This is a genomic window from Micromonospora sp. WMMD980, assembly GCF_029626035.1.
Classification (GTDB): domain Bacteria; phylum Actinomycetota; class Actinomycetes; order Mycobacteriales; family Micromonosporaceae; genus Micromonospora.
The window spans coordinates 876,476-896,161 of record NZ_JARUBE010000003.1; the positions used below are offsets into that span (position 1 = coordinate 876,476).

Here is a 19,686-nt window from a genome sequence, read left to right on the forward strand (position 1 = left end):
GCGACGAGCGGATGCGATCATCGCGGTGCCCGCGCCCGGCGGTCGGCCTGCGGCCGGGGCCGTCGGGAGGCGCGCACCGCCTGCGGTCCGTGCCACGGACCGGGAATGCCCTCGCGTCGGCTCGACCCGGTGACGCGGCAGCCCCCCGCGCCCTTCCGGTAGCGCCATCCCATCACGTCCGGCGGCCACACGCAATAGCCATCTGTCGATGCCATGGGTCCGGTCGCGTCGCCCCGCGCCATGCGCCAGGATCGAGGGAGGACGACGAGGGGAGCCAGGATGGGCTACGCGGTGGTGCTCGGCGAGGCGTTGGTCGACCTGCTCGACGCCGAGCACGACGGGGAACCCGTCTACCGGCAGGTCGTCGGCGGTGGGCCGCTCAACGTGTCGGTGGCGATCGCCCGCCTCGGCGGCGACGTGCAGTTCGTCGGGTCGCTCGGCGACGACGCGCTGGCCGGCCGGATCCGCGCCGCTCTCACCGCCGCCGGGGTGGGTGTGGCCGGGACGGTGACCGTGCCGGCCCCGACCGCGCTGGCCGTGGCCACCTTCGCCGGCCCGGAGCCGGAGTTCCGGTTCTACGGTGAGCCGCGCTCGTACGCCCTGCTCGGCCCGGACGACCTGGACGTGGCGCTGGTCGAGGGCGCGGACGTGCTCTACTGCGGCTCGATCGTGCTGCTCGACCCGCCGGTGCTGGCCGCCGCGCGCCGGGCCTGGGCGATCGCCGGCGGGCTGCGGGTGTTCGACCCGAACGTGCGCCCCAGCCTGCTCATCGCGCCCGGCGCACTCGACGCGCTGCGGGGCGTGGTGGCCGAGTTCGCCGCCGCGGCACACCTGGTGAAGTTGAGCGCCGCGGACGCCCGGGTGCTCTACCCCGACGAGCCGGTCGAGGGCGTCGCGGCGTACCTGCGGGAGCTGGGCGCGACCACGGTGGTGGTCACGCTCGGCGCGGACGGCGCGCTGGTCGCGACCGCCGACGACGTGGTGCGCGTGCCGGCGCCGAAGGTCGACGCAATGGACGCCACCGGCGCGGGCGACTCGGTGATGGGGGCGTTGGTCGCCGAGCTGCTCGCCGCCGGCGAGCCGGCCGACGCCACCGGCTGGCGGGAGCGGGTGGCGTTCGCGCTGCGGGTCGCCGGCCTGGTCTGCGAGTCACCCGGCGGCGCCGCCGCGATGCCCACCCGCGCCGCCGTCACCGCCCGCTTCGCGTGAAAGGCGGGGCCCCTTGTTAACGCATTCGGTAGAGGCGGGGCCCCCTGTTAACACCGCGCGGCGCGCGCCGCGCCGGGCGGTCAGCGCCGCCGGGCAAGGGTGAGGACGGCGGTCAGCGAGAGCGTGGCGGCGCCGGCCAGCACGGCCGCCATCGGCAGCGCGCTGCCCTCGCCGCCCAGCCCGACCAGCGGCGCGGCCAGCGCGCCGACCACCGACTGGATGCCGCCCATCAGCGCGGCGGCGGTCCCGGCGTGCCGGGCGTGCGCGTCCAGCGCCAGCGCGGTGCTGTTCGGCATCACCATGCCCAGCGAGCCGACGAACGCGAACAGCGCCACCGCCGTGACGGCGAGGCTGGCGGCGAGCGCGCCGGCCAGCACGCCGCCGGCGGTGACCAGGCCGACCACCAGCGTGGTGACCAGCAGCCGGCGCGGGCTGAACCGGTCGAGCAGCCGGGCGTTGACCTGCCCGGTGGCGACCAGGGCGAGCGCGTTCACCCCGAAGAGCACGCTGAACACGGTTGCCGAGACGCCGAAGACGTCCTGGAACACGAACGACGACCCCGAGATGTACGCGAACAGCCCGGCGAACGCGAAGCCCTGCGTCAGCGCGTACCCGAGGTAGACCCGGTCGGCGGCCAGCGACCGCATGGTCCGGGCGGTGCTGGCCAGCCCGCCGGTGCTGCGACGGTCCTCCGGCAGCGTCTCCGGCAGGCGCAGCGCGACCGCGACGGCGAGCACCGCCCCGATGACGGCCAGGGTGAGGAAGACCGCCCGCCAGGAGCCGAACCGGAGCACCAGGCTGCCGACGCTCGGCGCGGCCACCGGCGCGACGCCGAAGACCAGGGTCAGCCGGGAGAAGTACTTCGCCGCGTCCCGGCCGGAGTAGAGGTCGCGGACCACCGCGCGGGCGACCACCACGCCCATGCCGCCGGCCAGGCCCTGGGCGAATCGCGCGGCGGCCAGCAGCGGGGCGGTGGGCGCCGCGGCGCACGCGAGCGCCAGCAGGGCGTACGCGACGACGCCGACCAGCACCGGGCGGCAACGGCCGAAACGGTCGCTGAGCGGGCCGGTGACCAGTTGGCCCAGGGCCAGGCCGATCAGGCAGGTGGTCAGCGAGAGCTGGATGCCGGCCTGGTCGGCGCCGAGCTCGCGGGCCATCGCCGGGAACGCCGGCAGGTACATGTCCAGCGAGAGCGGACCGATCGCGGTGAGCGTGCCGAGCAGCACCAGCAGGGTCACGCCGCCGCCGGGCATGCCGGGTCGGTCGACGGGCGGGCGCGCGGCGGTCCGCGCGGTCTGGCTCACGACGGTTACCTTAACTCTGTAGTCAGAACTACTGCGATGTGAAGTAGGTGACCCGGTGGCGACCGACGAGGAGATCGCCCGGTTCGGCGCGGGGCTGGGTGAGCTGCACCGGCTGCTGCGCCGACGTACCCACGCCCGCGCCGACCGGGAGCCGCTGCCCGAGGCGCAGGTGGAGGTGCTCCTGCTGGTCCGGGCCGCACCGGGGATCAGCGGCAAGGAGGTGGCCGCGCGGCTCGGCACCGCCGCCAACACGGTGAGCACGCTGGTGCGCGACCTCACCGAGGCCGGGCTGCTGGTGCGGGACCGCGACCCGGCCGACCGGCGGGTGGTCCGGCTGCGCCTCACCGAGGCCGCCCACCGGCGGACAGCCGACTACGAGGTCCACCGCGCCGCGCTGCTCACCGAGGCACTCGCCGCCCTCGACCCGCCGGCCCGCGCGGCCATGCTCGCCGCCGCCCCACACCTGGACGCGCTGCTCACCGCGCTGCGCGCCCGCCCCTGACCGGCGCGGTCGCGGAAATCGGTGGCCGTCGGCCGGCCCGGGCACCATGATCCCTCCGTGACGTTGCACCAGAACGAGGTGCCGGTGGACGAGTCGGTGGTCCGCTCGCTCCTGACCGAGCAGTGCCCCCGATGGGCCGCGCTGCCGATCCGGCCCGCCGGCGGCGGCACCGACAACACCATGTACCGGCTCGGCGACGACCTGCTCGTCCGCCTGCCCCGCACCGCCGAGAAGGCCGCCTCACTGCGCAAGGAACAGCGGTGGCTGCCCCGCCTGGCGGCGCGACTGTCGTACCCGGTGCCGGAGCCGCTGCACGCCGGCGAGCCGTCCGCCGCGTTTCCGCTGCCCTGGTCGGTCTACCGCTGGATCGACGGCGCCGAGGTCCGGCCCGACACCGTCTCCGACTGGGCCGCGTTCGGCGCCGACCTGGCCGCCGCGGTCCGGGAGTTGCACGCGCTCGACCTGGGCGGCGCGACCCGCACGGGCGAGTTGAGCGGATATCGCGGCGGTAGCCTGCACCCCTGCGACGAGTGGATCAGCGGGGCGCTCGACGACTGCCGGCGCGCGATCGGCCCGGAGGTCGACGTCGACCTGCTGGAACGGCTGTGGCGGGACGGCCTCGCCCGGCCCGAGCCCACCGGGCCGCACGTCTGGCTGCACAGCGACCTGAAGCCCACCAACCTGCTGGCCCGCGACGGCCGGCTGCACGCGGTCATCGACTTCGGCGGCCTCACCGTCGGGCACCCCGACGCGGAACACGCCCCCACCTGGGACCTGCCGCCCGAGGCCCGGCACGCCTACCGGGAGACGCTCGGCGTGGACGACGTGACCTGGACGCGGGCCCGAGCCTGGGCGATCGCCGCCGCGGCCGGCGGCGTGGCGTACTACTGGCACACCTTCCCGGCGTTCGTCGCCGAGTGCCGCGCCCGGCTGCGGTCGATCGCGGCCGACGCCGGCTGAACCGGCCGGCCGCTCACGCCGTGCCGTCCAGCTCGGCGTAGCCCCGGCGGGCCGCGATCAGGCCGGGCCGGGCCCCGAACGGCGACTCGGCGGCCACCCGCTCCGGCGGGGCGCTGCCGGTGTGACCGGCCCGGATCAACCACGCCTGCCGGGCGAGCCGGTCGTGCTGCTCGCGGACGAACGCCACGTCGACCGGCTCGCCGTGGCCCGGCACCACCACCGTCGCCGGCGTGGTCAACCGCAGCAGGTCGGCCACCGCGTCCGGCCATCGCAACGGGTACGACTCCTCGAACGCCGGCGGTGCGCTCTGCTCCACCAGGTCGCCCGCCACCAGCACGTCCGCGTCCGGGACGTGCACCACCAGGTCGGCGTCGGTGTGCCCGGGCCCCGGGTGGCGCAGCAGCACCCGCCGGCCGCCGACGTCCAGCACCGTCTCGGAGTGCACCTCGTGCGTCGGCGCCCGCAGCTCGGTCCGGGCCAGCTCCTCGGCCAGTGCCGGCTGCTCGCCGCGCATCTCCTCGTACGCCGCCCGGCGCAGCTCGTCAGGGTGGTCGCGTAGCACGGCCACGGCCTGGGCCTGGGCGTACACGGCGGTGTCCGGCCCGGCCAGCGTGGCGTTGCCGAAGCAGTGGTCGAAGTGGTGGTGGGTGTTGACGATCGTCCACGGGTGCGACGTGACCGCCCGGGCCGCCGCCGCCAGCTCGCGGGCCTGCCCGGCGCTGGAGAGCGTGTCGACCAGCAGGGCCGCGCCGTCGCCCACCACCAGCACCACGTTGACGTGCAGCAGCGGCTCGCGCAGCAGGTGCACGCCGGCGGCGATCTCGGAGAAGCCGCCGGCCGTCACGCGCGTGCGGCCCGCTCGACGAAGCGCTGCCGGTCGACGAGCGCCCGCTCGACGCGCCCCTGCGCGGCCACCGCGCTGCCGTCCGTGACGGTCACCTCGAAGACCAGCCGGCGGCCGTCGACCTTCACCAACTCGGCGTGCGCGGACACCGTCCGCCCGACCGGGGTGGCCGCGCGATGCTCCAGCTCGACCCGGACGCCGACGCTGGTGGACCCGGCCGGCATCCCGGGCGCGACGGCCGCCACGGTCGCCGCCTCGGCCAGCGCCACCACCCGGGGGGTGCCGAGCACCGGCACGTCGCCCGAGCCCAGCGCCAGGGCGGTGTCCGCGTCGGTCACGGTCAGCTCCACCCGGGCGGTCATTCCCGGGGCGAGGGGCGACTCCGGCTGCTCCTGCATGCGGCCGAGCCTAGTGCAGCGACCACCGGGCCGTCCGGCGTCCGGCCGGGCGCCGGGCGTCGCGGCGCGCCTGCTTCCCGACGGTCGGCGTCGGCCGTCCCGTAGCCCGCCGTTAACCTTGACCCCGATGGCCGTGCTGACAGATCCCCCGCCCCCCGCCCCCGCCGGACCGACCCCGTCTTCCGACGGCGGGCGCCGTCGCGTGATCGCCATGGCCGTCTGGGGCGTCGCCTTCGTGGCCGCCTGGCTCGCCATCGGCCTGCCCACCGACCCGGCGTACGCGTTCCTGTGGATCTGGGCCGGCACCGTCGCCTGGAACTCGAACCGGCCCTGGCGCAGCCACCTGCGCTTCGCCCGGGACTGGATTCCGGTCGTGCTGCTGCTCGCCGCGTACAACCTCTCCCGCGGGTTCGCCGACAACGGCGCGACCCCGCACGCCATGGAGCTGATCGTCGCCGACCGGTTCCTGACCGGGTGGGCCACCGGCGGCGAGGTGCCGACCGTCTGGCTCCAGCAGCACCTCTACGACCCCGACCAGGTGCGCTGGTGGGACGTGCTGGTGAGCTGGATCTACTTCTCGCACTTCGTGGCGACGCTCGCCGCCGCCGCGGTGCTCTGGATGCGCAACCGGGAACGCTGGCTCGGCTACATGGCCCGCTGGGGGTTCCTGTGCGCCGCCGGCCTGGTCACCTACTTCGTCTACCCGGCCGCCCCGCCGTGGTGGGCGGCGCAGAACGGGCTGCTCACCGAGGTGGCCCGGATCTCCACCCGGGGGTGGAAGGAGATCGGCATGCACGGCGCGGGCAACCTGCTCAACGCCGGCCAGATCGCCTCCAACCCGGTCGCCGCCATGCCGTCGCTGCACACCGCGTTCGCGCTGTTCGTGGTGCTGTTCTTCCTGCGCTCGGTGCGCAAGCGGTGGTGGCCGCTGCTGCTGGCCTACCCGCTGGCCATGACGTTCACGCTGATGTACAGCGGCGAGCACTACCTGATCGACGTGCTGGTCGGCTGGGCGTACGTGGGGATGACGTTCCTGGTGGTCGGCCTGGCCGAGCGTTGGTGGCGGGCCCGCCGCGCCCGCCGGGACGGGACGCCGGCCGCCGTGACCGGCGTCACCGCGCCGGCGGCCGGCCCGGACACCGCGCTCGACTCCGACCGCGACGCGGTCCCCGCCGACCGTCGCTGACCGGCCCGGCCGGACGCGTGGCAGTGGTTAAGAAGGGGCCCCGCCTCTACCGGATGCGTTAGGAAGGGGCCCCTCCTTACGAGGAGCGGTCGGCGCGGCGGGCGGCCCGTGCGCGCGCCGTCAACTCCGCGGCCAGCGCCCACGCGTCGCCCAGGTCCCGGTCGACCGCCGCCGCGCCGGTGCCACCGGCGGTGTCCGCGTGCACGGTGGCCAGCCGCAGCCGCCGCTGGGCCGGCCCCTGGGTGACCCGAACGCTCTGGATCCGGGCGTACGGCACGAGCGTCAACCGGCGGGTCAACAAGCCGGAACGGGCCACGAAGACCCGCTCGTCGAGGCCGGCGCCGACCGCTGCCCGGCTCAGCGGGCGCAGCCAGCGGGCCCGCACCGGCGGTGGCGTGCCGGGCAGCGCGTCCAGCCGGACGCCGGGCAGCACCTCCGCCACCACCAGCTCACCGGTGCGGGCGTCCCCGACCGGCAGCAGCCGGTCCGGGCGGTTCCGGTCGTCCGGCTCACCGGCCGAGTAGCCGGCCACCTCCAGCCGCAGCCGCAGCCAGCCCTTCATCCGCCAGAGCAACGGCCAGGTCACCCCGACCGTCTGCACCCGGCGTAGCGGCACCGTCTGCACCCGCGTCTCCAGCAGCCCGTTGTGCACCCGCAGCGTGTCGACCTCGGCGTCGAGCCGGAAGCTCCAGTCGTCGAGCACCCGACGGACCGGTTGCAGGATCACACCCGCCATCGCGGTGAGCGTGCTGGCCACCGCGATGAACGACCAGGAGCCCTCGGAGAGGAACTGCGCCACCACGAAGGCCAGGCCGAGCGGCAGCAGGAACGCCTGCGGGGTGAGCAACTGGCTGACCAGCAGGTCCTGGTTACGGACCGCGTGCAGCCGGCGGCCGGCCGGCGCGAGGTCGGCCGGCACCCCGGGTGTGGCGGGCGCGGCCGGCGCGCCGTCGGCGGTGGGCGCCGGCGTCGGGGCGCGACCGGCAACGGCGAGCAGCCGCTGTCGCAACGCGCTGGCCTCGTTCACCCCGAGGTACGCCAGCGGCGCTTCGGTCTTGCCCCCGCCGACCACCTCCAGCCGCAGCTCGGCCAGGCCGGTGAGCTGGGCCAGCAGCGGCCGGACCACCTCCACCGCCTGCAACCGCTCCAGCGGGATGGCCCGGGTACGCCGCCACAACAGCCCCTCGTGCACCCGCAACTCGCGCCCGACCACGTGGTAGCCGGTGTTCCACCAACTGACCACCGAGAGTACGGTGGCCCCGAGGACGAAGACCGCGACCAGCACGGCGAACCAGCCGAACCCGACCCGGGACAGAGTCGACCAGGAGAGGCCGGCGATCACCACGACCAGCGACTTCGCGCCGTGCAGCGCGGGGCTCAGCGGGTGCAGCCGTTGTCGGGGCTCCGCGCCGCCCGGCGGCCCCCACGGCGCCGGACCCCACGCGCCCGGTGGCACCGGGCCGGGTGGCACCGCGCCGGGCCACGGCTGGGTCTGCGCGCCGGCCGGCGTTCCGTGGCCGGGCGGCGGAGGGTGGCCGGGCGGAGGACCGTGGCCCGGCGGCGGGGCATCGTCGGGCGCCGGCGTGGCTGGGCCGTACCCCGGCGTCGGCGGCCACGGCTGCCCGTTCGTCGCCGGGCCCGGGGCGGCCGGCGAGCCGGGCCGTTCCGCCGGCGGCGGCGCACTCGAAGCGCTCACCGGAGGACCACCGTCCGCGACTGCCGGGCTCGCGACCCCGGCTCGCTCCTCGCGCTCACCGGGCGGTCGTTCGTTCGCGACTGCGGTGCTCGCGACCCCGGCTCGCTCCTCGCGCTCACCGGGCGGTCGTTCGTTCGCGACTGCGGTGCTCGCGACCCCGGCTCGCTCCTCGCGCTCACAGGCCTTCCGCCCGGTCCTCGCCCAGGGCGGTGAGCCGGTCGCGCAGGCGGGACGCCTCGGCCGGGCGCAGGCCCGGCACGCGGGCGTCACTCGCCGCGGCGGCCGTGTGCAGTTGCACGGTGGCCAGGTCGAAGGCGCGCTCCAGCGGACCGGCGCTCACGTCCACGAACTGCATCCGCGAGTAGGGGACGATGGAGAGCCGCCGCACCAGCAGGCCGTGGCGCACCAGCAGGTCGTCGTCGCGCTCGGCGTACCCCCAGGCGCGGACCGCGCGCACGATGGTGATCGTCCGCCAGGCGGACAGCAGCAGCGCCACGCCGACGACGGCGCCCAGCAGCCAGTGCCCGGAGAACGTCCACGCCGCGCCGAGCACCACCAGCGCCACCGCGAGGCCGATGCCGAGCCGGATCAGTTCCACCCAGATCAGGTCGCGGGAGATCGGCTGCCAGCGGACCGTCTCCGGCCAGGGCTCCAACGGGCCGGGCGGGGTGGTCGGCGGGCCGGTGAGGTCGTCAGCGTTCACCGGGTGGGACCGCCGTGTCCGCCGGCAGGGTGGGGCCTGGTCGTCTGCTCGCTCACGATTCGAGCGTAGGCGATCCGGGCAGCGGCACCACCTCGCGCAGGAAGCCGCGCGCGTCGAGGAAGTCACCGAGCGACGTGCGGTGCGCCGGGCAGGCCAGCCAGATCTTGCGCCGGTCCGGCGTGTGCAGTCGGGGATTCTGCCAGCGCAACTGGAACGTCGCGGGGGCACGACACCCCCGCGCCGAGCAGATCGGCGCGTCGTCCGGGGTGGGAGTGGTCACCGGGGCGAGTCTAGGCCGCACGCCGGAAGTTTTAGCGCCGGGCGGCCACGGGGGGAGCCGCCCGGCGACGGGGTGAATCGTACACGCGCCGGACCCCTGGTTGTCCACCCGTGTTCAGCGTTTTCCGAGCGACCGGTAACGGCGCGGCGAAAATCGTGCCTCTCCCACCTCCGGCTCTCAGCAAGGCATGACAGTCTTGACACGCATCACGCCGCGACGACGACCCAGCTGTGGAGGACCGGTGGCCCAGCCGACCACGCCCGACGTGCCGAACCCGACCGAGGCGCCGCCGGACGCGTCGCCGCCGGCCACCACCACCCCGGCGCAGGACGCCACGCTGCTGGAGCGGGCGCTGTTCGAGATCAAGCGGGTGATCGTCGGTCAGGACCGGATGGTCGAGCGGATGTTCGTCGCGCTGCTGGCCCGGGGGCACTGTCTGCTGGAGGGCGTGCCCGGCGTCGCCAAGACGCTCGCCGTGGAGACGCTCGCCCGGGTCGTCGGCGGTTCCTTCGCCCGGGTCCAGTTCACTCCCGACCTGGTGCCCGCCGACATCATGGGCACCCGGATCTACCGGCAGTCCAGCGAGAAGTTCGACGTCGAGCTGGGCCCGGTGTTCGTCAACTTCCTGCTCGCCGACGAGATCAACCGGGCGCCGGCCAAGGTGCAGTCGGCGTTGCTCGAGGTGATGAGCGAGCGGCAGGTCTCCATCGGCGGGGAGACGCACCGGGTGCCGGACCCGTTCCTGGTGATGGCGACCCAGAACCCGATCGAGCAGGAGGGTGTCTACCCGCTGCCCGAGGCGCAGCGGGACCGGTTCCTGATGAAGATCGTGGTGGGTTACCCGACCGACGCCGAGGAGCGCGAGATCGTCTACCGGATGGGCGTGACGCCGCCCGAGCCGGCCCGGGTGTTCGACACCCCCGACCTGATCGCCCTGCAGCGCAAGGCCGACCAGGTCTTCGTGCACAACGCGCTCGTCGACTACGCGGTCCGGCTGGTGCTCGCCACCCGCGCCCCCGCCGAGCACGGCATGCCCGACGTGGCCCAGCTCATCCAGTACGGCGCCAGCCCGCGCGCCTCGCTCGGCCTGGTCCGGGCCACCCGCGCGCTGGCGCTGCTGCGCGGGCGGGACTACGCGCTGCCGCAGGACGTGCAGGACATCGCGCCGGACATCCTGCGGCACCGGCTGGTGCTCAGCTACGACGCGCTCGCCGACGACGTGCCGGCCGACCACATCGTGCACCGGGTGATGTCGACCATCCCGCTGCCCGCCGTCGCGCCGCGACAGCAGGCCACGCCACCACCGGCCGTCGGACCCAACGGATGGCCCGGGCAGCGGCCGTGACCCCGCCCACCCGCCTGCCGGCCGCCGGCGACCGCTCCGGCGCGGTGCTGGCCCGGCTGCAGCTCATGGTCACCCGGAAGCTGGACGGGCTGTTGCAGGGCGACTACGCCGGCCTGCTGCCCGGGCCGGGCAGCGAGGCGGGAGAGTCCCGGGAATACCGCCCCGGCGACGACGTGCGCCGGATGGACTGGCCGGTGACGGCCCGCACCACCATGCCGCACGTGCGGCGGACGGTGGCCGACCGCGAGTTGGAGACGTGGCTGGCGGTCGACCTGTCGGCCAGCCTCGACTTCGGCACCGGGCGGTGGCTCAAACGCGACGTGGTGGTCGCCGCCGTGGCCGCGCTGGCCCATCTCACCGTGCGCGGCGGCAACCGGATCGGCGCGGTCGTCGGCACCGGCGCGGCCGGCGGCGGGCCGGGGACGCTGCTGCGGCTGCCCGCCCGGGCCGGTCGCAAGGAGGCGCAGGGGCTGCTGCGCGCCGTCGCCGGCACCGAGGTCCGGCCCGGACGCAGCGATCTCGGCGCACTCGTCGACCTGCTCAACCGTCCGCCGCGCCGACGCGGGGTGGCGGTGGTGATCTCCGACTTCCTCTCGCCACCGCAGCAGTGGGGCCGGCCGCTGCGCAAGCTGCGGGTCCGGCACGACGTGCTGGCCGTCGAGGTGGTCGACCCGCGTGAACTGGAACTGCCCGACGTGGGGGTGCTGCCGGTGGTCGACCCGGAGAGCGGCGAACTGCACGAGGTGCAGACCGCCGACCCCGGGCTGCGCCGCCGGTACGCCGAGGCGGCGGCCGCCCAACGCGGGGCGATCGCCGCCGAGCTGCGCGCCGCGGGCGCGGCCCACCTGCGCCTGCGTACCGACCGAGACTGGCTGCTGGACATGGTGCGTTTCGTCGCCGCGCAACGGCACGCCCGTACCCGAGGGACGACCCGATGATCCGTTTTCTGCAACCGTGGTGGCTGCTGGCCGTGCTGCCGGTGCTCGCCCTCGCCGCCGCGTACGTCTGGCGGCAGCTGCACCGCCGGCAGTACGCCCTGCGGTTCAGCAACGTCGACCTGCTGCGCACCGTCGCGCCGAAGGGGCTGGGCTGGCGCCGGCACGCGGCGGCGACGGTGTTCCTGCTCTGCCTGCTGGTGCTGGCCACCGCGCTGGCCCGGCCGGCGATCGACACCCGGGAGCCGCTGGAGCGGGCCACGGTGATGCTCGCCATCGACGTGTCGCTGTCCATGCAGGCCGACGACGTGGCGCCGAACCGGTTGGAGGCGGCGCAGGAGGCGGCGAAGCAGTTCGTCGGCGAGCTGCCGGAGAGCTACAACCTGGGTCTCGTCTCGTTCGCCAAGTCGGCGAACGTGCTGGTGGCGCCGACCAAGGACCGGGGCGCGGTGACCGCCGCCATCGACGGGCTGGTGCTGGCCGAGGCGACGGCCACCGGCGAGGCGGTGTTCACCTGCCTGGAGGCGATCCGGTCGGTGCCGGCCGACGGCGCCGCCGGCATCCCGCCGGCCCGGATCGTGCTGCTCTCCGACGGCTACCGCACGTCGGGCCGGTCGGTGGAGGAGGCCGCCGCGGCGGCGCAGGCGGCGAACGTGCCGGTCTCCACCATCGCGTTCGGCACCGACTCGGGCCAGGTGGACATCGGCGGCCAGCTCCAGCGGGTGCCGGTGGACCGCACCGCGCTGTCCCAGCTCGCGGAGACCACCCAGGGCTTCTTCTACGAGGCCGCCTCGGTGAGCGAGCTGAAGCAGGTCTACCAGGACATGGGCAGCTCGATCGGCTACCGCACGGAGCCGCGGGAGATCACCCAGTGGTACGCGGGGATCGCGCTGCTCCTGGCGCTCTGCGCCAGCGGCCTGAGCCTGCTCTGGACGTCCCGGCTGATCTGAGCCGGACCGGGCCGGCGGGAGTCAGTGACCCCCGCCGGCCAGGACGAACAGGACCGCCACCCAGACGGCGGCGAGGGTGAAGCCAAGCGGTGCGGCGTAACGGCTCATGGTTGTGCTCCGTGGCGAGGCGTCGGCCCGGTGACGTGGGCCGCGAGGGGGACCAGGAAAGACGCACACGAAGTCGTGACCGGGTGCTCCGCCGCGCGGCAGCGCCACCCCCGGCGATGCCGGCCGGGGAGTGGATGCGGTGCGAGGGGCGGGAAGCGGGTCAGCCGCGTCGACCGAGCCGTGGCTCAGCGGGGCTGACGGTGGGCCCGGCCACGACTGGGAGGATCGCTATCTCGCACAGCGATCACCTCCTGCGGTCGGCGGGGCCCGGAACGCGGGCGCAGACCGGCCCGCAGACAGTGATCAGCGTACACCGGCGGCGCGCGGACCGCGCGTCCGGGCAGGGCGCCCGGCGCGGGCGGCGGCGTGCGTGGTCGGTACCCGGCGGTGACCTGGGCGGGTTAGCGCTTACCTGTCGGTAACCCCTAGGCTCCGACCGACCGGGAGATCAGTTGAGCAGAGGGGGACCCGTGGCCCGTACCGTGCTGGTGACCGGCGGAAACCGGGGAATCGGGCTGGCCATCGCGCAGGCCTTCGCCAAGCAGGGCGACCGGGTGGCGGTGACCCACCGCAGCGGCGAGGCGCCCGAGGGCTTGTTCGGGGTGCGCTGCGACGTGACCGACGCCGAGTCGGTCGACGCCGCGTTCGCCGCCGTGGAGGCCGAGCTGGGCCCGGTCGAGGTGCTGGTGGCCAACGCCGGCATCACCGACGACACGCTGATCATGCGGATGTCCGACGAGCAGTTCACCCGGGTGGTCGACACCAACCTGGCCGGCTCGTTCCGGGTCGCCAAGCGCGCCTCCACCAAGATGCTCCGGGCCAAGTGGGGCCGGATGATCTTCATCTCCTCGGTGGTCGGCCTCTACGGCGGCCCCGGCCAGGTCAACTACGCCGCGAGCAAGGCCGGCCTGGTCGGCGTGGCCCGCTCGATCACGCGTGAGCTGGGTGGCCGCAACATCACCGCGAACGTGGTGGCGCCCGGCTTCATCGCCACCGACATGACCGCCGCGCTGCCCGAGGAGCGCCGCACCGAATACCGCAAGGCCATCCCGGCCGGTCGGTTCGCCGAGCCGGAGGAGGTGGCCGGGGTGGTCACCTGGCTCGCCTCGGACGCCGCCGGTTACATCTCCGGCGCCGTCATCCCGGTCGACGGCGGCCTCGGCATGGGTCACTGAGAGAGCACGGAGGAACTGCGCAATGTCCGGACTCCTGGCCGGTAAGCGGCTGCTGGTCACCGGTGTCATCACCGAGGCCTCCATCGCGTTCTCCGTGGCGAAACTCGCCCAGGAGAACGGCGCCCAGGTCGTGCTCACCGGCTACGGCCGCCTCTCCCTGGTGGAGCGGATCGCCAAGCGGCTGCCCGAGCCGGCGCCGGTGATCGAGGTGGACGTCACGAACGACGAGCACCTGGCCGGTCTCGCCGACCGGGTACGCGAGCACGTCGACGGCCTGGACGGGGTGGTGCACTCGATCGGCTTCGCGCCGCAGAGCTGCCTCGGCGGCGGTTTCCTCGACGCGCCGTGGGCGGACGTGGCGACCGCCTTGCAGGTCTCCACGTTCTCCTACAAGTCGCTCGCCATGGCGGCGCTGCCGCTGATGTCGTCGGGCGGCGCCGTGGTGGGCCTCACGTTCGACGCGACCAAGGCGTGGCCGGTCTACGACTGGATGGGCGTGGCGAAGGCCGGGCTGGAGTCCGCCTCCCGTTATCTGGCGCTGCACCTGGGCAAGCAGGGCATCCGCAGCAACCTGGTCGCGGCCGGCCCGCTGCGCACCATCGCGGCCAAGTCCATCCCCGGCTTCGACCAGTTCGAGGACGCCTGGACCGAGCGGGCCCCGCTGGGCTGGAACCTCACCGACTCCGAGCCGGCCGCGCGGGCCTGCCTGGCGCTGCTGTCCGACTGGTTCCCGGCCACCACCGGCGAGATCGTCCACGTCGACGGCGGCTACCACGCCATCGGCGCCTGAGCTGAACGGCGCCCCCACCGCCAGCGGTTAGGAGGGGCCCCTTCTTATGCAGAATGCGATAAGAAGGGGCCCCTCCTAACCGCTGGCGCCGAGGCGTAACCGCGCTGAGCAGGGGGCGTCGCACGAGCGTCACGGTCGGCGGGGAAGAATGGGGCCATGGCGTACGACGCGTTGGTGCTGGTCTCCTTCGGTGGCCCGGAACGGCCCGAGGACGTTCTCCCCTTCCTGCAGAACGTGACCCGGGGGCGCGGGGTGCCGTCGGAGCGGCTGGCCGAGGTCGCGGAGCACTACCTGCACTTCGGCGGCGTGTCCCCGATCAACCAGCAGTGTCGCGACCTGCTCGCCGCGATCCGGGCGGACTTCGCCGCCAACGGCGTCGACCTGCCGGTCTACTGGGGCAACCGCAACTGGGACCCGATGCTCGCCGACACGGTGGCGCGGATGCGCGACGACGGGATCACCCGGGCGCTGGCGTTCGTCACCAGCGCCTACGGCGGCTACTCGTCCTGCCGGCAATACCAGGAGGACATCGCCTCGGCCCGGGCCGCGGTCGGTCCGGACGCCCCGCTGATCGAGAAGCTGCGCCAGTTCTGGGACCATCCCGGTTTCGTCGAGCCGCACGCCGACGCGGTGCGCTCCGCGCTGACCCAGCTCGATCCGGGGAAGCGGGACAGCACCCGGCTGGTCTTCACCGCCCACTCGATCCCGGTCTCGGCCGCGGCCACCGCCGGCCCGCACGGTGGCCGCTACACCGCGCAGCTGGAGGAGACCGCCCGCCTGGTGCACGCCGCGGCCGCGCCCGACCTGCCGTACGAGCTGGTGTGGCAGAGCCGGTCCGGCCCGCCGCAGGTGCCGTGGCTGGAGCCGGACATCAACGACCACCTCACCGGCCTCGCCGAGCAGGGGGTGACGAGCGTGGTGGTCAGCCCGATCGGCTTCGTCTCCGATCACCTGGAGGTGGTCTGGGACCTGGACACCGAGGCCCTGGAGACGGCGAAGCAGCTCGGTCTGGACTTCGTCCGGGCCGGCACCCCGGGCACCGATCCGCGCTTCGTGGCGATGGTCCGGGAGCTGGTGCGGGAGCGCACCGCCGCAGACGAGGAGCGCCGTCGCCTCGGCACGCTGCCGGCCTGGGACACCTGTCCGGCGCTGTGCTGCGTACCCCCGGCCCGCCGGCCCTGACCCCCGACCGCCCATCGACACCCTGGGGACGACACGATGCATGACCGCAAGCCGGTGCAGAGCTGGCTCACCGACATGGACGGCGTGCTGGTGCACGAGGGTCAGCCGGTGCCCGGCGCCCCGGAGTTCGTCAAGAAGCTGCGCGCCTCCGGCAAACCGTTCCTGGTGCTGACGAACAACTCCATCTACACGCCGCGTGACCTCCAGGCCCGGCTGGCCCGGATGGGGCTGGACGTGCCGGAGGAGGCGATCTGGTCGTCCGCGCTGGCCACCGCGCAGTTCCTGGCCGACCAGCGGCCCGGCGGGACCGCGTACGTGATCGGTGAGGCCGGCCTGACCACGGCCCTGCACGCGGTGGGCTACGTGCTCAGCGACTTCGCCCCGGACTACGTGGTGCTGGGGGAGACCCGCACCTACAGCTTCGAGGCGATCACCAAGGCGATCCGCCTGATCGACGACGGCGCCCGGTTCATCTGCACGAACCCGGACGCCACCGGCCCCTCGGTCGAGGGCGCGCTTCCGGCGGCCGGCTCGGTGGCCGCGATGATCTCCAAGGCGACCGGGGTGGACCCCTACTTCGTCGGCAAGCCCAACCCGATGATGATGCGCTCGGCGTTGAACACCATCGACGCGCACTCGGAGTCCACCGCCATGATCGGCGACCGGATGGACACCGACATCCTGTGCGGGCTGGAGGCCGGGCTGGAGACGATCCTGGTGCTCACCGGCATCAGCAGCCGGGCCGAGGCGGAGCGATACCCGTACCGTCCGTCCCGGATCGTCGACTCGGTGGCCGACCTGATCGACGAGGTCTGAGCCGGCGCGGCCTACAGTCGCAACGGGGCGTTGCAGGCGGCCACCAGGGCCTGCCGGCAGGCGGTGGTCAGCGGCCGCAGCGCCGCGTCCCGCTGCTGCGCCTCGTGGTTGTTCACCGCGCCCCCGGGTGCGCTCTCCCCGGCCAGGGCGAGCACCCGGTCGAGCACCGCCGCCCGGGCGAACAGCCGGCGGGAGCGTGGGTCGAAGCCGGGCGGCAGGTCGGTGCCGCCGTCGGGGCGGCGCAGCGCGGCGAGCGCGCCGGCCAGCTCGGGTCGCCACTGGGCGACGTCCAGTCGGGTCAGCGCCGCGGTCGTCTCGGCCAGCGCGGTGGCCAGCTCGGCCTCGGCCTCCGCCGCGCCGGGCGTGATCAGGGACGCCTTCGGTGCGTCCGCGGGCAGCGGGTGGACCCGCCAGAGCACGGTCTCCCAGGTCATCCCCGAGCCGGAGGTGTGCGTGCGGACCTCGGGCACCAACCCGAGCCCGCTGGCCACCACCGCCTCGCCGGCCAGCAGCGCGGCACCGGCGAACGCACCGGGACCGGGCAGGCCGCGTGGGTCGCCGGGGGCGGGCAGCACCAGCCGGATCTCGTCCGGGGAGTGCTTGGCCAGGCTGGGCAGCGCCTCGCGCAGGGACACGTCGGTCCAGGTGCCGGGGGCGTCCGCGACGAGGTGCTCCTCGTCGCCGGCGATGGCGTCGGCGACCTCGTCGAACGGCACGAGCCCGGCGCGCCAGGCGCGCACCCAGGCGACGAACCGGCTCGACCGGCGCGGTGCCAGCGTGGCCGCGCCCGTTGCGGGGGAGGACATGCCGAAAGGGTACGTGGTGGCCGCCGCCGCTGTCTCGGCTGCCGCACCCCTGGCGTGGCCTGCCCCCAACTACCCCCTTCGCGCCGGTTCGTGCCGGAGGCCGCCGGCCCGCCCGGCGCGTCGTCGCGCGACACGCCGCCGGCGGTGGTTAGCGTGCTCGCCATGGCAGGGCGATACGACGGTGACGTGCTGGCCGGCGACTGGCGGCGGCGAAAGGTGACCCCCGAGGTCGACGCCGAACCCGACCTGGTGGTCGAGGACGCCGACTCCGGGTTCTGCGGCGCGGTGGTCGGCTTCGACTCCGGCGCCGTGGTGCTGGAGGACCGGCACGGGCGCCGGCGCAACTTCCCGCTGCTGCCCGCCGCGTTCCTGCTCGACGGCCGCCCGGTCACGCTGCGTCGACCGGTCCGCGCCCCGGTCCCCGCCGCCCGCCGGCGTACCGCGTCCGGCTCGATCGCGGTGGACGACGTGCGGGCGCAGGTCGCCAAGGCCAGCCGGATCTGGGTGGAGGGCGTGCACGACGCCGCGCTGGTGGAGCGGATCTGGGGCGACGACCTGCGGATCGAGGGTGTGGTCGTGGAGCCGCTCGACGGCATCGACGAGCTGGCCGCCGAGGTGCGCGCGTTCGCCCCCGGCCCGGGCCGGCGGCTCGGCGTGCTCGTCGACCATTTGGTGCCCGGCTCCAAGGAGAGCCGGATCGTGGCCCGGGTGACGTCGCCGCACGTGCTGGTCACCGGGCATCCCTACGTCGACGTGTGGCAGGCGGTGCGGCCGGCGGCGCTGGGCATCGCGGCGTGGCCGGTGGTGCCGCCGGGGCAGCCCTGGAAGGAGGGCGTCTGCGCGGCGCTCGGGGTGGCCGAACCGGCGGACATGTGGCGGCACATCCTGTCCCGGGTGGGCAGTTTCGCGGACGTGGAGACGCCGCTGATCAACGCGATGGAGCGGTTGATCGATTTCGTCACCTCGCCTGGGTGAGTGGTTGCGGTCAGGGCCGGGGGCGACCGCGCCCGGCTCCGGGCGGTCAGGCTTGATCCCTGCGCCTGAGGGGCCAGTCGTCTGTCCCCGCGCCGGCGGCGGAATGTGGCGCCGATCCGTGGGCCGGCCGGTCCGCCGGGCGGACGGCGCTCGGTGGCGGGTCGGCGCGTGGGGCTCAGGGGGCCTGGTCGGGGGATCGGGTGAGGACGAAGGTGGCGATGTCCAGCGCGACCGCGGTGCCGGCCTGGTCGCGGACGACGGTGAGGATCTCGCCGTCCTGGGGGCCGGAGCGTCCGCGCCAGCGGTCCGGGCCCTCCGGCGTGAAGCGGAGCAGCGGTTTGCCGACCGACCCGCCCACCAGGTCGCCGGCCGGGTCGACGCGGAACTCGTACTCGACGCCCATCCACCACCAACGACCGGTCAGCCCGACCAGGTCGGCGGCGGGCGGCGCGGCGGCCGGGCGCCACGGTGCGGGCACGGTCGGCTCGGCGTCCAGCACCCGGGTGAGCACGTCGCGGGCGAGCCCGGAGATGTGGTGGCCGCGGCGCATCCCGTACGAGTTCGCGAAGTCCACCACGGCGGTCCGGGTGGGGCGGTGCACCACCAGGCCGGCGACGTACCCGGGCATGGAGCCGCCGTGGCCGACGTACACCCGCTCGCCGACGCGGTAGAACTCCACGCCGAGGCCGTGGCCGCCGGTCCACGAGTCCAGGTCGCTGATCGCCACCGGGACGCACATCTCGGCCAGCGTGGCCGGATCGAGCAGCGCCGGGTCCGGGTCGGCGAGGAACGCCGCCCAGCGGGCCAGGTCCTCGACCGTCGACCAGAGCTGCCCGGCGGGCGCCATCGCGCCGCTGTCGGTCAGCGGCTCCTCCCGCAGCGTCTCGTGCCACGGGTGCACGACGAAACCCCGGGCGTACGGCTCGGCCGGGAGCACGGTGGTGCGACGCATGCCCAGCGGTGCCAGCAGCCGCTCGGTCAGCAACTCGGCCCACGGCGCGCCGGTGATCCGCTCCAGCGCGGCGCCGAGCAGCCCGTAGGCCAGGTTGGAGTAGTGGTAGGTGAGGTGCGGCGGGTAGGCGATCTTGTCCGGGTTCAGCTCGGCGAGCAGCGTGCCGAGGTCCCGGCCCGGGGCGCGTTCCCACCACTCGCCGTCCGGCTCGCGTTGCAGGCCGCTGGCGTGTCCGAGCAGTTGGCGCACGGTGAGCGCGCCGACCGGGGTGCCCGGCAGGTGCGCGTCGAGCGGGTCGTCCAGGGCGAGGTGGCCGGCGTCGCGCTCCCGCATCACCAGCACCGCGGTCATGGTCTTGGTGATCGAGCCGATCCGGTACTGGAGGTCGGCGTCGGGCCGGGGGTGCCCGCCGGCGAGCGCGACGTGCGCGAGTTCGCCGTCGCGGACCACGCCCAGCGCCAGCGACGGGGCGTGTCCCTCCGCCTGGGCGTGGGCCACCAGCAGGTCCACCTGGCGTGCGGTCGCGGGCAGCAGGGCCATCTCGTCCTCCTCGTCGCCGTGGTGGACCGA

General features: G+C 74.8%; 20 protein-coding genes. 12 read left to right on the plus strand and 8 right to left on the minus strand.

All coding sequences use genetic code 11. From position 1 onward, the window contains the following. The first annotated feature begins 279 nt into the window (after nucleotides 1-279). A complete protein-coding gene (locus O7618_RS04610; protein WP_278104702.1) occupies nucleotides 280-1,209 on the plus strand; it encodes a carbohydrate kinase in 930 nt (309 codons plus the stop codon). An 80-nt stretch (nucleotides 1,210-1,289) separates the two neighbouring features. Here the strand turns inward: O7618_RS04610 and O7618_RS04615 are convergent, their stop codons facing one another. Continuing rightward, on the minus strand, nucleotides 1,290-2,462 hold the full coding sequence (locus O7618_RS04615) for a multidrug effflux MFS transporter (RefSeq protein WP_278109912.1): 1,173 nt from the start codon (nucleotides 2,460-2,462) through the stop codon (nucleotides 1,290-1,292). 106 nt (nucleotides 2,463-2,568) lie between these two features. On the opposite strand from O7618_RS04615, the gene O7618_RS04620 reads away from it, so the two are divergent. Both O7618_RS04620 and O7618_RS04625 read left to right on the plus strand, forming a co-directional pair. Continuing rightward, nucleotides 2,569-3,015, plus strand: coding sequence for a MarR family transcriptional regulator (locus O7618_RS04620; protein ID WP_278104703.1), 447 nt, complete (start codon nucleotides 2,569-2,571; stop codon nucleotides 3,013-3,015). A gap of 57 nt (nucleotides 3,016-3,072) precedes the next feature. Next, nucleotides 3,073-3,975, plus strand: a complete 903-nt coding sequence (locus O7618_RS04625) for an aminoglycoside phosphotransferase family protein (protein WP_278104704.1) — start codon at nucleotides 3,073-3,075, stop codon at nucleotides 3,973-3,975. Nucleotides 3,976-3,988: 13 nt separating this feature from the next. Here the strand turns inward: O7618_RS04625 and O7618_RS04630 are convergent, their stop codons facing one another. Continuing rightward, nucleotides 3,989-4,819, minus strand: a complete 831-nt coding sequence (locus tag O7618_RS04630) for an MBL fold metallo-hydrolase (protein WP_278104705.1) — start codon at nucleotides 4,817-4,819, stop codon at nucleotides 3,989-3,991. After that, entirely contained in the window at nucleotides 4,816-5,217 is a 402-nt protein-coding gene (locus tag O7618_RS04635; RefSeq protein WP_278104706.1) for a hotdog domain-containing protein, read from the minus strand. Before O7618_RS04635 ends, O7618_RS04630 begins: the two co-directional genes overlap by 4 nt. Before the next feature lie 127 nt (nucleotides 5,218-5,344). Here O7618_RS04635 and O7618_RS04640 point away from each other — a divergent pair, with 127 nt between their 5' ends. Continuing rightward, on the plus strand, nucleotides 5,345-6,403 hold the full coding sequence (locus O7618_RS04640; protein ID WP_278104707.1) for a phosphatase PAP2 family protein: 1,059 nt from the start codon (nucleotides 5,345-5,347) through the stop codon (nucleotides 6,401-6,403). A gap of 76 nt (nucleotides 6,404-6,479) precedes the next feature. On the opposite strand, the gene O7618_RS04645 is transcribed toward O7618_RS04640, so the two are convergent. From O7618_RS04645 to O7618_RS04655, 3 genes are all read right to left on the minus strand, one after another. Further along, nucleotides 6,480-7,859: a PH domain-containing protein gene (locus O7618_RS04645; protein ID WP_278109913.1), complete on the minus strand. Its 1,380-nt coding sequence runs from the start codon at nucleotides 7,857-7,859 to the stop codon at nucleotides 6,480-6,482. A 415-nt stretch (nucleotides 7,860-8,274) separates the two neighbouring features. Continuing rightward, nucleotides 8,275-8,802 (minus strand): PH domain-containing protein, encoded by a 528-nt coding sequence (locus O7618_RS04650; protein WP_278104708.1) that lies wholly within the window; start codon nucleotides 8,800-8,802, stop codon nucleotides 8,275-8,277. A 52-nt stretch (nucleotides 8,803-8,854) separates the two neighbouring features. Continuing rightward, entirely contained in the window at nucleotides 8,855-9,082 is a 228-nt protein-coding gene (locus tag O7618_RS04655; protein WP_278104709.1) for a hypothetical protein, read from the minus strand. Between the two features lie 241 nt (nucleotides 9,083-9,323). Between O7618_RS04655 and O7618_RS04660 the strand changes: the two genes are divergently transcribed. From O7618_RS04660 to O7618_RS04690, 7 genes are all read left to right on the plus strand, one after another. Continuing rightward, a complete protein-coding gene (locus tag O7618_RS04660) occupies nucleotides 9,324-10,427 on the plus strand; it encodes a MoxR family ATPase (RefSeq protein WP_278104710.1) in 1,104 nt (367 codons plus the stop codon). After that, complete coding sequence (locus O7618_RS04665; RefSeq protein ID WP_278104711.1) at nucleotides 10,406-11,365, plus strand: DUF58 domain-containing protein; 960 nt, start codon at nucleotides 10,406-10,408, stop codon at nucleotides 11,363-11,365. The genes O7618_RS04660 and O7618_RS04665 overlap by 22 nt, the downstream gene beginning before the upstream one ends. After that, complete coding sequence (locus O7618_RS04670; protein ID WP_278104712.1) at nucleotides 11,362-12,312, plus strand: VWA domain-containing protein; 951 nt, start codon at nucleotides 11,362-11,364, stop codon at nucleotides 12,310-12,312. Before O7618_RS04665 ends, O7618_RS04670 begins: the two co-directional genes overlap by 4 nt. A 578-nt stretch (nucleotides 12,313-12,890) precedes the next feature. Further along, nucleotides 12,891-13,595 carry a beta-ketoacyl-ACP reductase gene (locus O7618_RS04675; RefSeq protein ID WP_278104713.1) on the plus strand — a complete coding sequence of 235 codons (705 nt, stop codon included), beginning with the start codon at nucleotides 12,891-12,893 and terminating at the stop codon, nucleotides 13,593-13,595. A 22-nt stretch (nucleotides 13,596-13,617) separates the two neighbouring features. Further along, the gene (gene fabI / locus O7618_RS04680; RefSeq protein WP_269690918.1) at nucleotides 13,618-14,385 is read left to right on the plus strand and encodes an enoyl-ACP reductase FabI; all 768 of its coding nucleotides are present in this window, start codon (nucleotides 13,618-13,620) and stop codon (nucleotides 14,383-14,385) included. 156 nt (nucleotides 14,386-14,541) lie between these two features. Beyond that, the gene (locus tag O7618_RS04685) at nucleotides 14,542-15,567 is read left to right on the plus strand and encodes a ferrochelatase (RefSeq protein ID WP_278104714.1); all 1,026 of its coding nucleotides are present in this window, start codon (nucleotides 14,542-14,544) and stop codon (nucleotides 15,565-15,567) included. A gap of 36 nt (nucleotides 15,568-15,603) precedes the next feature. Further along, entirely contained in the window at nucleotides 15,604-16,383 is a 780-nt protein-coding gene (locus O7618_RS04690; RefSeq protein WP_278104715.1) for an HAD-IIA family hydrolase, read from the plus strand. 11 nt (nucleotides 16,384-16,394) lie between these two features. Here the strand turns inward: O7618_RS04690 and O7618_RS04695 are convergent, their stop codons facing one another. After that, entirely contained in the window at nucleotides 16,395-17,189 is a 795-nt protein-coding gene (locus O7618_RS04695; RefSeq protein ID WP_278104716.1) for a hypothetical protein, read from the minus strand. 162 nt (nucleotides 17,190-17,351) lie between these two features. Here O7618_RS04695 and O7618_RS04700 point away from each other — a divergent pair, with 162 nt between their 5' ends. Continuing rightward, nucleotides 17,352-18,164, plus strand: coding sequence for a DUF3097 domain-containing protein (locus O7618_RS04700; RefSeq protein ID WP_278104717.1), 813 nt, complete (start codon nucleotides 17,352-17,354; stop codon nucleotides 18,162-18,164). A 175-nt stretch (nucleotides 18,165-18,339) separates the two neighbouring features. Here the strand turns inward: O7618_RS04700 and O7618_RS04705 are convergent, their stop codons facing one another. Continuing rightward, complete coding sequence (locus tag O7618_RS04705) at nucleotides 18,340-19,656, minus strand: serine hydrolase domain-containing protein (RefSeq protein ID WP_278104718.1); 1,317 nt, start codon at nucleotides 19,654-19,656, stop codon at nucleotides 18,340-18,342. Nucleotides 19,657-19,686 lie beyond the last annotated feature (30 nt).

What these genes read in the sequence shown, in the direction of transcription:
- O7618_RS04705 (WP_278104718.1), bottom strand. Translation starts at nt 19,656, where the DNA reads ATGGCCCTGCTGCCCGCGACCGCACGCCAGGTGGACCTGCTGGTGGCC.
- O7618_RS04635 (WP_278104706.1), bottom strand. Translation starts at nt 5,217, where the DNA reads ATGCAGGAGCAGCCGGAGTCGCCCCTCGCCCCGGGAATGACCGCCCGG.
- O7618_RS04670 (WP_278104712.1), top strand. Translation starts at nt 11,362, where the DNA reads ATGATCCGTTTTCTGCAACCGTGGTGGCTGCTGGCCGTGCTGCCGGTG.
- O7618_RS04615 (WP_278109912.1), bottom strand. Translation starts at nt 2,462, where the DNA reads ATGCCCGGCGGCGGCGTGACCCTGCTGGTGCTGCTCGGCACGCTCACC.
- O7618_RS04685 (WP_278104714.1), top strand. Translation starts at nt 14,542, where the DNA reads ATGGCGTACGACGCGTTGGTGCTGGTCTCCTTCGGTGGCCCGGAACGG.
- O7618_RS04665 (WP_278104711.1), top strand. Translation starts at nt 10,406, where the DNA reads ATGGCCCGGGCAGCGGCCGTGACCCCGCCCACCCGCCTGCCGGCCGCC.
- O7618_RS04695 (WP_278104716.1), bottom strand. Translation starts at nt 17,189, where the DNA reads ATGTCCTCCCCCGCAACGGGCGCGGCCACGCTGGCACCGCGCCGGTCG.
- O7618_RS04700 (WP_278104717.1), top strand. Translation starts at nt 17,352, where the DNA reads ATGGCAGGGCGATACGACGGTGACGTGCTGGCCGGCGACTGGCGGCGG.
- O7618_RS04640 (WP_278104707.1), top strand. Translation starts at nt 5,345, where the DNA reads ATGGCCGTGCTGACAGATCCCCCGCCCCCCGCCCCCGCCGGACCGACC.
- fabI (WP_269690918.1), top strand. Translation starts at nt 13,618, where the DNA reads ATGTCCGGACTCCTGGCCGGTAAGCGGCTGCTGGTCACCGGTGTCATC.
- O7618_RS04610 (WP_278104702.1), top strand. Translation starts at nt 280, where the DNA reads ATGGGCTACGCGGTGGTGCTCGGCGAGGCGTTGGTCGACCTGCTCGAC.
- O7618_RS04690 (WP_278104715.1), top strand. Translation starts at nt 15,604, where the DNA reads ATGCATGACCGCAAGCCGGTGCAGAGCTGGCTCACCGACATGGACGGC.